Here is a 10,844-nt window from a genome sequence, read left to right as displayed (position 1 = left end):
ACTTCCAGCCATTTGGCATATGGACTGTAAATTCATACTCTTTTGGCGCTACATTATTTTTTATGTGAATGAAAGATCTGACGCCTTCTTTCGTTATTTGTATGGCTAAATCCGCTAGTTTTGATTCATCTTGATAAACAAAACTAACATTGTTGGTGTTAACACCGTGATTTGAAGTTGGTACGATAATTTGTAAGGAGTTACTGGTAGTATTGCCACCAATTTTTTCAATTGGTAAGTTATTGGTACATTCTTGTTTTTGTTTCATGCTATCTATTGTATTGTTTTGAGAAATATTTCCTTCCGCATAAATAGATGGAGTTAATGTTGTTACACTCATGGCACTGACAACAAATCCTGTTACATAGTTTTTGAATAATAATTTCATAAAGTCCTCCTAGTACATTAAGTTATAAATTTAAAACCTCAATAAATGTATATTAAAAATAAACACTAAACAAGCCTAGTAATTAAAATTAAATTTTGTTACGTTTAGTACAGTATAATAATATTGTTAATTAAATAAATAAAATAGTTAATAAAGTTAAGTATGTAGCGGTACATCATAACTCGTATATTTTCAAAAATGATGACTACTCATCTTATTTAGAAAAAAGAATGCCGCATGCATGTTTCCGTGTCCTCATACAATATCGAATTCATGTAAGATAACTCTCTCCTATATTTTCTTGTTTCATTTCACGTGTACTAGTGTGGATTTCCATATAAAAAAGCCCCAAAGGGGCAAATACAATACATACTAGCAAAGTATCTTATTACTTTTACAAGATAAGATATCTCTTAACCTACATAAATGCTTTTAACAATTGTACTATTAATGGCGCAGCGCCCCCAATAAATGTTAAGACTGCAATTGCAATTGACATTCCTATGCCTCCCCGTATGTAACAAATTCATTTTTATCTCTATTAAGGTATATCTGGTGTGGGTTTTGGTCTATGAACCATTAGCTTATAATTGCCTTCTCCTTCCGATGCATGAACGTTTAGATAGTAATATCCTGTATGTTTAGCTCGAAATGTAAAAGTTTTATAGGAACTTGGCGTGTCATGACTATGGATGCGGTATTTTTCATGATGAATGGTAGGAGTATTCCTATCATACAAATGCAACTGGAAATTACCAGGTTTGCTACCATGAAATGTAAACATTACTGATTCGTCAGCTTTTATATGGACTCGATATACATGGTCTGAATAGGTAGAATGATTTAAATACCCTTCTATTATCTTATGTGACTGAACTTCTTTACCCGGAATATCGTTATCTTGCAAAGCTGTCTTACTATTGATTGGTTGTGTAAACATTGGACGAACTTCTAAATTGTTCATAGAATTTAAGTGTATAGTTGCTCTTTCTGTATTAGAATTACTAATCGAATCTGCCTGAATGGTGTTTGCTAACGAAAAAAGAATCATACTTATACTAAGACCTACCACATAATTTTTCTTCAAAAAAAACGCCTCCTTTAGTAAATTGAAAAATGATTGTAATAATAAAATTGTATCAATGTATGAATGCATGCATGGGTATAATAAATGATAGCAGTACTTCTTTATTCATCACTCTTCTTTAAAGTCTTTCTACTTTTATTGAAACAGATTAGAATAAAATTGTAAACGCCTTCATTTTTTTCTCAACCGAACGGGCTTTCTGATTTTTTTGATATCTAATACATAATTACAGATTTTTCTACAAAAAATAAGAAACTTGAAAACTTTTTTGTGCTTTGTCCATACTCTTATCATGTAGACTAGTATCAGCATCAAAAATTGTCCGTTTTTCGGACAATTTTATTCGTGTTTATATATATCTACAATGTTACAGTAGTAATTAAAATTCAATCATTCTGTGTGCGTATCTCTTTAAATGTATCTAATCTACTCAATAATCCTTAGTCTTTCTTAATCTAGGGATTATTCCCATTGGTTATGTTGTAAACTATCAATCGTATTTTAACTATACTGAAGAGGTTGTGAAACCAGAATACTTATATCTTATATCATGTTATGCAACAGAAAATGTTCCGGTCCTTTGTCTTTTAAGTATCATTATTTATTTTGATGAAGGGAAGAATCTTTCTTAACTAATTGTATACTGCCCAATCTATTTTGGGTTTTTCGTTTTATTAATCTAATTATCCAAATAACATATAAATAAATTGAAAGGAACGAAAAAGGGAAAACAGTAAAAAAAGCTTTAATAATAGCAGTTTGAGGTAATCCTACCATAAAGTTTCTGAGTAGTTACGTATTATTTTTATACATACACACAAATCTTTTTAGTAATGATTTGTGTGTATGTATAAAAATAAGCAGAAATAGGAGTTCAAAAAATGAAAAAACAATTATATACAAGCTTGTTAGTAGCAACCGTTATGACAAATAGTTTAGGGACAGCGAATGCATTTGCTGCATCCATGGTTCACTCACAGCAAGTACAAAATATAAAAAGTGTGGATCTTGGTGAGTTCTCCAGTTCTTTCCGAAAATTAGGAGAACAAGCCGCATTATTACAAGCTTATGCATGTATTATCGAAAATCAGCCTGCATTTAACCTTCCACAGGTTCCAGCTTTACAAGATGTACAGCAATTGGTTCAAGGAGATATGAAGGAATGGCGCGAAGAAATTTTTAATAAACGTTTACTACGTATAAATGAAATTAATCGTAATTTCGTTAGAACATTTGATACATATGTAGAGCGCAAAAATCTAGAGGGAATTCCAATAAGGTTAGGCGATAAAATGAAAAATCAACAAATACATATTCAACAAATTCTCAATGAATTAGAGGAACTTAAAGCCTCTCTAGGTAAACATAAAAATAATTTGACAACACGTATTCAAGAAGCTGCTAAATTTTTAAATGGAGGGTCTGGTCGAATTGCAGAATTGGAAAAAGAACTTGGAACAATTCAAGCTAGTATGCAAAAAGATTTAGATGTCATTAGTTCTGTGCCTGGGATACTAGTAAACTCTGGTACGGCTATAGGCAGTGCAGTATGGAAATTGTTGTACCCCCTAGCTAAGGGGGAAACTCAAGCCGCCTTAGAATATAATGTAGCAGCTGCTAAAAAATTAGAGGAAGCTAAAAAAGCAGCTATAGAAAAAGCTAAAAAAGATGGAAATGCAGAAGTAGACATTGAAAAAATTATAAAGAAAGTAGAAGAGAATTTTGCTAATACTCCAGAGGGAAAATCACTTACAACGGATTCTCTTAAAAAATATGATTTTATGGATAAGGTTGATATAGCACAAATTCAAAAAATCATAGAAGCTGAAGCCATAGGTAGTGCGATCCTTCAAAAACAGAAAGATGCCATTGTAAGCCTAGCAGAAAAAAACAATCAACTATATACAGCAACTCGAGATTTACAAACAGCTGACATTCAAGCGTTACAACTTCTTTTGATTGAAAGTAAAGTAAATATGTTTGTGGAACAAGTGGACACAGAAATGGATCTGCTGAAAAAACATCAAAAAGATTGGGCTCTAATCGAACAAGCAATTAAAGATTTACCTGAAACACCGACATCTTTGGATTTGAAAACATTAAAAGCATTTTGTAAACAATTAGATGAGCAAATCAAAAGTTTTGACAATGTAGTAAACGGATAACAACTAAATACGAACAATCAAACAATAACGAATCAATAAGGAGAGAGTAAGATGCGAAAGTTTCCATATAAAGTCGTAGCAATGGCGTCTTTATTAGCCATGACGTCTGTCAACTTAATACCACCTATTCAAGCATTCGCGCAAGAACAAGCGATTAGTGTAAATCACAAACAAGGACCATCGAACCTAAATAAAGAAGATACAGCAAATTTTAAAACAAATCTGACAGATATGAACAGTTATTATGTTACTATGCAAATCTATACACAAAAAATCAACGCGGAAGCTGATATTAATTTAGATCAGGTCGAGCTAGATAGCAGGGATGAAGCGTTAAAGACACAACTACCGGCCCATCAGCAAAAAGCTCGAGAAAATGCGAAATTTTGGAATGAAAATTTAAAGAAACAGCTGCTTAAAGTAAATCAAGGTATTATTAGTTACGATACTCAATTTCAGACATATAGTAATGATTTAGAAGCGGCTATTGATGAAAACGATAAAGAAAAAATAAAAAGTCTGATTAAAAGTAGACTCATGAAAAATGCAAAAAAACAACAAGATGATGTCGGTGGTGTAATCAAACAATTAGATATGTTTAGCGATACATTAGGACAGGACATTCGAGCTTTTGATGCGGATGGGAAACGATTGATCGCAATTTTAGTTGGAAAAGATTCTCTTATTGCGTCGCTTGGAACACAAATTGACACGTATAATGCAACAATTGATCAAAGTATTAAATATTTAATTGGTAGCGGAGTAGGAGCGGGGCTTGCTGTTGGAGCAGGTGGAGTAGCGATTGTACTAGCCGTCTGCTCTGGGGGAACTTTAGTTCCTGTTATTTTAGGTACAGCAGCATTCGCAGCTTTTATAGGTTCTAGTTATACAGCATATACAAACTATGAGTCAATGAACACTGCAAAAGAAGGACTTAAAAGGGCTTCTGAGCAGTTAAGCACAGCTAACACAGCACTTGGAACTTTAAAAGGCGCACAATCTTCTATAAACAATCTGCATACAGCGGTGAAAGACGCACGTGAAGCTTTAGGACATATATCTACTCAGTGGGGAACCACATATGAAAAGTATGAAACGTTACTAGATAACATAGATACAATGAGCCCAGAGGAATTAAAATTAATAAAATCCGATTTAGAGGTTACGACAAAGAGCTGGCAGGATTTAAGAGAATGGGCAGGCAAAATCCAAGAACAACTATCAGGGCTGACTATCACAGAAACAAAAGAATAAGTAGGGAAAACAATTTGTTACGATTTAGGTATCCACACATGTAGATAGGATAAAGAGGACTTATAGAACAGATAATCAAAATTGTTAGGGATTCAAAATGATTGGGTATATTTGAACCCGACAAATAGAAAATAGGAACCATCCTTGTTATGGCAGATGGTTTTTATTTTTATAAAAAAATAGATGATACAGGTCGGTGAAAATATGAACATACTATATTGTAAAAAAAAGCTCCTCATACTAACGGTTGGGGTTCTAACAAGTTATGTAATCCCTATATCTTCGGCAGCGGCACAAAGTAACCAAGTTGCTATCTCACAGAAAAAGCAACAAGATATGTATTCTTTACGTCCTGCAGAGTTTAAACAGGCTCTTGCTCAAACTGGTTCCAGTATGCTTGTTATGAAATCATATGTTGATAACATACAAGAACAACCAGAAATACATGTAGAATGTATTCCAATGATACAGGATGCGTTGCGTTCGGACATGGTACAGCATCAAAAAACGGCAAAAGAAAACGCATCTAATTGGGGAAAAGTAGAAAAAAATATTTTAGAAACCAATCAAAGTATTATCCAATTTAATGAACGATTCCAATCACAGTACGAACAGCTATCCATGGCTATCCAGCAAAACCAAACAGAGAAGCTACAATCTCATATACAAGATTTATTCCTTACAATTTCAAAAAATAAAAAGAAATCAGATCAATTAATTCGTATACTCCAAGAATTTCAATCTAACATAGAAGCAGATGTAATTCATTTAAAAAAAGATGCGAATATGCTCAGGCCAATTATAAATAATGAAACGGGATGGAGCTCAGATTTACAAGACCAAATAAATGCGAATCGTGAGATCATCAAAAAAAATAAAGATATTCTTTGGGATTTAATATCCTCTGGCCATGCGAATAAAGACAATCTTGCGGAGACAAGGAAAAAGATTGCAGCAGCAGAGGCAAACATTCAAAATTTAAAATCAAGTCTTTCTGGCATACAATCCAATGTTGCTATTTTGACAGACACTCAAAATAATATGACAGACATAATAGAAGCAATTATTATGGCGATACAGGCTCTGCAGCAACTGTCCACACAATGGAGTATCATTCAAGTTAAATATGAAGCGGTTTTGAATGCCATAGATACTATTGATCCTGAAAAGCTGGAATGGATACACTCTGATCTTACGATTGCTCAAAAAGAATGGCAAGACCTTATTAAATATGCAGAACAATTAAAGCGATTTTACACAAATGAAAATAAATGCTGAAACACAAGAATGTTAAGAGGTTTTGATGAAAGCCATCCAATTTAGAGCAATTTAAAAATGCTTCACTATCCTAGTGATAAACTAATAAGACATCTCGATACGCTGTCGTTTGAAGTTTTTGTCTATATAGAGGGGATGCATACTGTAAATAACTACATTTTATAGAGGTGAAAACATGAATACGCGCCGATTTACAAACAAAATAGTAGGACTATTTCTCATAGGATGTATGGTATCTTCTGTATGCATCCCTCACTGTTACGCAATCACAACACAGAAACATGCTTCTTCGGTAACAAAGGATAAAAAAATACCATCTTTAGGTCCAATGTGTTTAGAAGGATTTGTAAACAAAAATATGTCTGGTATCTTTATTATGGATTCGTATGCTGAAAACATACAACAGCAATCTACAGCCGATTTTAGTACTGCCAATCTAATAGAAAAAGACTTAAAAATGAGGATCTTACAACACCATAATCAAGCAAAACAACATGCAATAGAATGGCAACAAGATATAAAAAACAGCATGTTAGAAACGAATCAAACGATTATCCAATTTAATCTTACATTTCAAGAGACTGCTCAGTCTTTAGCAGATTTCATTGAAAAAAAAGATAGGGATAACACAAAAACACAAATCAAAAAATTATATGAACAGGTGACACGTAACAAACAAGAAGCCGATACAATGTTGGTACGAATACATGATTTTCAAGATAAGTTAAATACAGACCAACAACATTTTAACACGGACTTTGTTGCCCTGAGGCCCACTTTGGCTACAATGGGAATAGATATTCCAAGACTACAACAACAAATCACGGATTTAAATGATGAAATTAAAAAGGAACGAGCTCAACTTCAACAGGGAGAAGTTCTTTGTTTAACAATTGTGGGGGCTATTGTAGGCGGACCCATGATTGTAAAAGCAAGGCTAAAGATTATGGCTGCACAAGATAAAATTGACAAATTAATGGGCAGTATATATGGTATACAGCGAGAAATAGCGATTATAACAGATGTTCAAAAGAAAACATTGGATATGACTGAGACAATTAAAACCGTGGTAAATGCTTTTCAACAAATATCAATACAATGGAGTTTGATTCAAGTGAAATATGAAGCTGTATTGAACGCTATAGATACGATAGATCCTGAAATGTTTGAAATGATGCAATCTGACCTTGCTGTTGCAAAGAAAGATTGGCAAGATCTTAAAGAATATGTAGAACGGTTATACGAACTGTATACGAAAGATGGTTCTGTTGCAACGTTTTCTAAATAAGACTACACTCTAAAAAAGAGTAAGGAGAAACATAAATGCGATATTGTGAACTACTCGCCACTTAGCAAAGCTTGAAGTGGGAGCTTCTCAGTTCCACGACGAAAGCAACCTTTCGTCTCCTTGAGCGTTACTTCGGGGTGTTCCACCCCTAGATGTCCAACACTTGGACGCTCTCTTGGTACGGTTGATATTTTACGCAGGAACCGAATGGCTTGGTTTTCGCACTCTATTTTCTTCCTGCAACCTCATATATCAAGTTATCAAAGAGCTTCATATAGCTAGTTTATCAAAAGTGTTTGGCTATGCCAAACCGAAATTCATCTCCCACCTACCGTTGGGCTACGCCCTTCACACGCTTGAGGAAGGAGAATTCTTTCGGGAAATTCGTTAAATGTTTTTGGATATGCTTCTTTTAGTCTGTCCATGCTGATGCCCCCCCTCGCATAATCGTTTTATAGGCTAAGGATAATCCACGCTCTTTCATCATTTCCACCAAATCGTGAAAACTAAAATTGTACCGCAGGTACCAACGTATCGTTAATAAAATTATATCTGGTTGATAATGTTTTCACTTAAACATAGTTTCTTTTTCTATACTGATTACGCACTTTTTTTAGTTGTAGTACCAGTATGACCAAGTTTGAAATCATTTCGCTTTTTTGCATCAGAACCTTGTATAATGAAAAACAGATTTCTCTCGCTCCAGTACCGCAGTTAGTAGCTGAATTTATTTATATATCATTCCATTTGTCCGCACTCATCATTAAATGGAATTACCCTGTATCAGTATTCAAAATCAATTGCGTAATCTATTCCATGTTCCAGTTTTTTTGACCAGGTCATTTGAGAAACAAAGATTATACACATGTGAAGAGTTGAAACACCGAACGGTGTATTACTGTTCGTCTCATTTGACACTTATTTACCCAATTAAAGATTCCCTAAATTAATTATTATATCCAATTTATTAGTCGAGAGTGATAAAAAACGAACGCCCAGATTTCTCCCTAACGAAAGATAAGAAGCTTCATAATACATTTTAGTCTTGAAAGTCAAAGAGCGCACATGTGAGGAGATAAGAGGATGAAAAGATAGGGAGTAAATATTTCAGATAGAAAGGGATATAAATCAGAGAGGATCGTTGAATATACAAGTAAATACATAAAATTTCACGCACCACAATATTTATAAAAACAAAATACAACAACATGAGTAACAAGGGTTGATTCTTCTCTCCTTTCTCCGCTACTATAGATATAGAGATTCTTTTCCCATTCCCTCGAAAAAGGGGCGGAACAAAAAAGATAGAATATGAAATACGAAAGGTAACTCACTTTATGAATCAACCTTTAGTGAATTTACGCGTCGATTTTGCTTTTAAGCAATTATTTGGTGTACAAGGACAAGAGGAATTACTGATTTCTTAAATGTGATCTTGCATGAGTCATTATCTACACCGATTGTATCCTTAAAAATTGAAGACCCACACTAACTGATTGAGAAGGTGCGATCCAAATGTGTGAAAGACATAAGAAAACACTGGGAAAAGTGACAAATATACTTTGTGATGGCGGATATACGGGGCCATCCTTTGCACAATCCATCAAAGAAACGATTAATTGTTCGGTTGAAATCATCAAACGATCTGAACTTCACAAGTTTGTCGTGTTACCGAAACGCTGAATTGGGGAACGAACTTTTGCTTGGTTGGAAAATTACCGCAGACTGTGGAAGAACTGTGAACGAACACTTGAAAATAGCAGACAGAGTTGCTTATTGGCAGGTGTAGCGATTTTATTAAAAAGATTTTAAACAGGTTCTTAGACTTTCAGCTCTTTCCTTATTATAATGATATGCATACCGTCGGGCAATTTTGGAGTCAACAACATAAGGAAGTGTTACTTGAGGACCTAGAAATACATTTCATTGAGATTCCCAAGCTATTAAGACAATGGAGAGAAGAAAAAATTAATCCGTGGGAAAATGAATTTGCTCGTTGGTTACTTTTACTGCCAGCGCATGAAGATGAACATTTGCCCCACACGTTGGAGGATATCGCCATGAAACAAGATCCAATGTTACAAAAGGCAATCCACAAATGGGGAAATATGAGTCAGAGTAGTTCGTTCCGTCTTGCATATGAAGCACGGGAAAAAGTGTTATTTGACGAGCAAGCAAAATTAGCCTATGCTCGTGAGGTTGGTATAGCAAAAGGAATGGAAAAAGGAAAAGAAGTTGGCATTCAAGAAGGGAAAATCCAACTAATTCAGGGCATGCATAAAAATGGCATGGATATCGAAGATATTGCGAAATTTACGAATATAGATATGTCAGAAATACGCCATATTTTAGAGAATTAAAGTGTACGATACACTTTTTCAAACGGTTAGATGATTCTTCGGGGCCACCTGAACTTGAAGAACTAACACCAGGAAATAAATTGAGTATTCAGAAAAAATAGACCAAATGAATCCCGTTATGTTATAATTAGCGTAACCGATATACTGTACTACCTTTTGCTCCCTGATTTGTATAACAAGTCAGGGAGCTTTTCGTATGTTCCATGGTCTTTGTATCAGTAAATTCCTATACAAGAAAGATTTTCAATAAATGGTTTTTTTTCTAACTTCAAAAATGATTTGATTATTTGTATACACATCTATACATTGTCCTAATCCTTCGCTTAACAACACTTCTAATTGCCCATTATCCAGTATTTTACCCATTAAAATAGTGGGATGTTTACTTAGTGAACGATACAATTGTATCGTATCAGCTAAGGATGCCATTAATGGTCTCAACAGGGCATCATAGATTATCCGCAGCGATCTGCTCATTTAGCACAAAATCGAACCCATTCTCCTTTAAATCAAACGATATAAAAAAGGATCAACTTTTCAATTTATTATTTCATTTTGGCTGGATAGTTCCAATCTCGCTTATCTTTTTTATCAGTGTTTATGTTTGTTTTTTGTTTCTTATGCTTTACTTTGTTCTTCACTTGATTTTGTGGTTCGAATGTATCTAACTTTGTTTGTATTTGTTCCACCTGTTCTTTTACTTCCTTAAGTTCCAACTTAATTTCTGATAGCAATCTTAAAATGGCATCGCCTTTATTCATAATAACCACCTTATTTCGGAAGATAAATATTTTCTCAATATATAATAGATTGAATTTTCTGTTTTATTTAGTTTAATTGAGGATGTTGCAAAACTCATAAATATCCAAAAATGAATGCATAAAGAAATCCGTTTTCCTGGAAAAATGATAGTAACTCAAACTATCTCCAGAAAGGACGAATTTACGAGTATGATAACCAATTTTGATCAAAATCAATCCATTTTACAAATTTTATTTGCCTACGTAGACAGTTTAACCATTGG

The 10,844-nt window shown here is 33.9% G+C and carries 7 protein-coding genes and 5 pseudogenes; 7 read left to right on the top strand and 5 right to left on the bottom strand.

The genetic code is table 11. The features are described 5' to 3' along the window. Nucleotides 1–388: pseudogene (locus ACQRBL_RS31260) on the bottom strand (hypothetical protein); the annotation flags it as partial. 541 nt (nt 389–929) lie between these two features. Beyond that, the gene (locus tag ACQRBL_RS31255; RefSeq protein ID WP_000742751.1) at nt 930–1,475 is read right to left on the bottom strand and encodes a hypothetical protein; all 546 of its coding nucleotides are present in this window, start codon (nt 1,473–1,475) and stop codon (nt 930–932) included. A gap of 881 nt (nt 1,476–2,356) precedes the next feature. Between ACQRBL_RS31255 and ACQRBL_RS31250 the strand changes: the two genes are divergently transcribed. The 4 genes from ACQRBL_RS31250 (at nt 2,357) to ACQRBL_RS31235 (ending at nt 7,460) form a co-directional block, all read left to right on the top strand. Beyond that, the gene (locus ACQRBL_RS31250) at nt 2,357–3,640 is read left to right on the top strand and encodes an HBL/NHE enterotoxin family protein (protein ID WP_411996557.1); all 1,284 of its coding nucleotides are present in this window, start codon (nt 2,357–2,359) and stop codon (nt 3,638–3,640) included. Nucleotides 3,641–3,691: 51 nt separating this feature from the next. Then, nucleotides 3,692–4,894 (top strand): HBL/NHE enterotoxin family protein, encoded by a 1,203-nt coding sequence (locus ACQRBL_RS31245; protein ID WP_197230827.1) that lies wholly within the window; start codon nt 3,692–3,694, stop codon nt 4,892–4,894. Nucleotides 4,895–5,098: 204 nt separating this feature from the next. Beyond that, nucleotides 5,099–6,172, top strand: coding sequence for an HBL/NHE enterotoxin family protein (locus tag ACQRBL_RS31240; RefSeq protein WP_001024264.1), 1,074 nt, complete (start codon nt 5,099–5,101; stop codon nt 6,170–6,172). A gap of 175 nt (nt 6,173–6,347) precedes the next feature. Beyond that, the gene (locus ACQRBL_RS31235; RefSeq protein ID WP_411996558.1) at nt 6,348–7,460 is read left to right on the top strand and encodes an HBL/NHE enterotoxin family protein; all 1,113 of its coding nucleotides are present in this window, start codon (nt 6,348–6,350) and stop codon (nt 7,458–7,460) included. A gap of 439 nt (nt 7,461–7,899) precedes the next feature. Here the strand turns inward: ACQRBL_RS31235 and ACQRBL_RS31230 are convergent. After that, a pseudogene (locus ACQRBL_RS31230) lies at nt 7,900–8,010 on the bottom strand (IS6 family transposase); the annotation flags it as partial. Nucleotides 8,011–8,797: 787 nt separating this feature from the next. Here ACQRBL_RS31230 and ACQRBL_RS31225 point away from each other — a divergent pair. The 3 genes and pseudogenes from ACQRBL_RS31225 to ACQRBL_RS31215 all read left to right on the top strand — a co-directional run. Continuing rightward, nucleotides 8,798–8,949, top strand: a pseudogene (locus tag ACQRBL_RS31225) (Rpn family recombination-promoting nuclease/putative transposase); the annotation flags it as partial. Between the two features lie 26 nt (nt 8,950–8,975). Next, the gene (locus ACQRBL_RS31220; RefSeq protein ID WP_197265664.1) at nt 8,976–9,143 is read left to right on the top strand and encodes a hypothetical protein; all 168 of its coding nucleotides are present in this window, start codon (nt 8,976–8,978) and stop codon (nt 9,141–9,143) included. 116 nt (nt 9,144–9,259) lie between these two features. Further along, a pseudogene (locus tag ACQRBL_RS31215) lies at nt 9,260–9,820 on the top strand (Rpn family recombination-promoting nuclease/putative transposase); the annotation flags it as partial. Nucleotides 9,821–10,063: 243 nt separating this feature from the next. Here ACQRBL_RS31215 and ACQRBL_RS31210 read toward each other — a convergent pair. After that, nucleotides 10,064–10,340 (bottom strand): annotated as a pseudogene (locus tag ACQRBL_RS31210) (hypothetical protein). A gap of 25 nt (nt 10,341–10,365) precedes the next feature. After that, nucleotides 10,366–10,581 (bottom strand): hypothetical protein, encoded by a 216-nt coding sequence (locus tag ACQRBL_RS31205; RefSeq protein ID WP_023523578.1) that lies wholly within the window; start codon nt 10,579–10,581, stop codon nt 10,366–10,368. Nucleotides 10,582–10,844 lie beyond the last annotated feature (263 nt).

The sequence above is a fragment of the Bacillus sp. AF62 genome (genome assembly GCF_050312695.1).
GTDB classification, from domain to species: domain Bacteria; phylum Bacillota; class Bacilli; order Bacillales; family Bacillaceae_G; genus Bacillus_A; species Bacillus_A cereus.
Note: the sequence above shows the minus strand (reverse complement) of the source record. Positions and strands in the feature narration are given on the sequence as shown.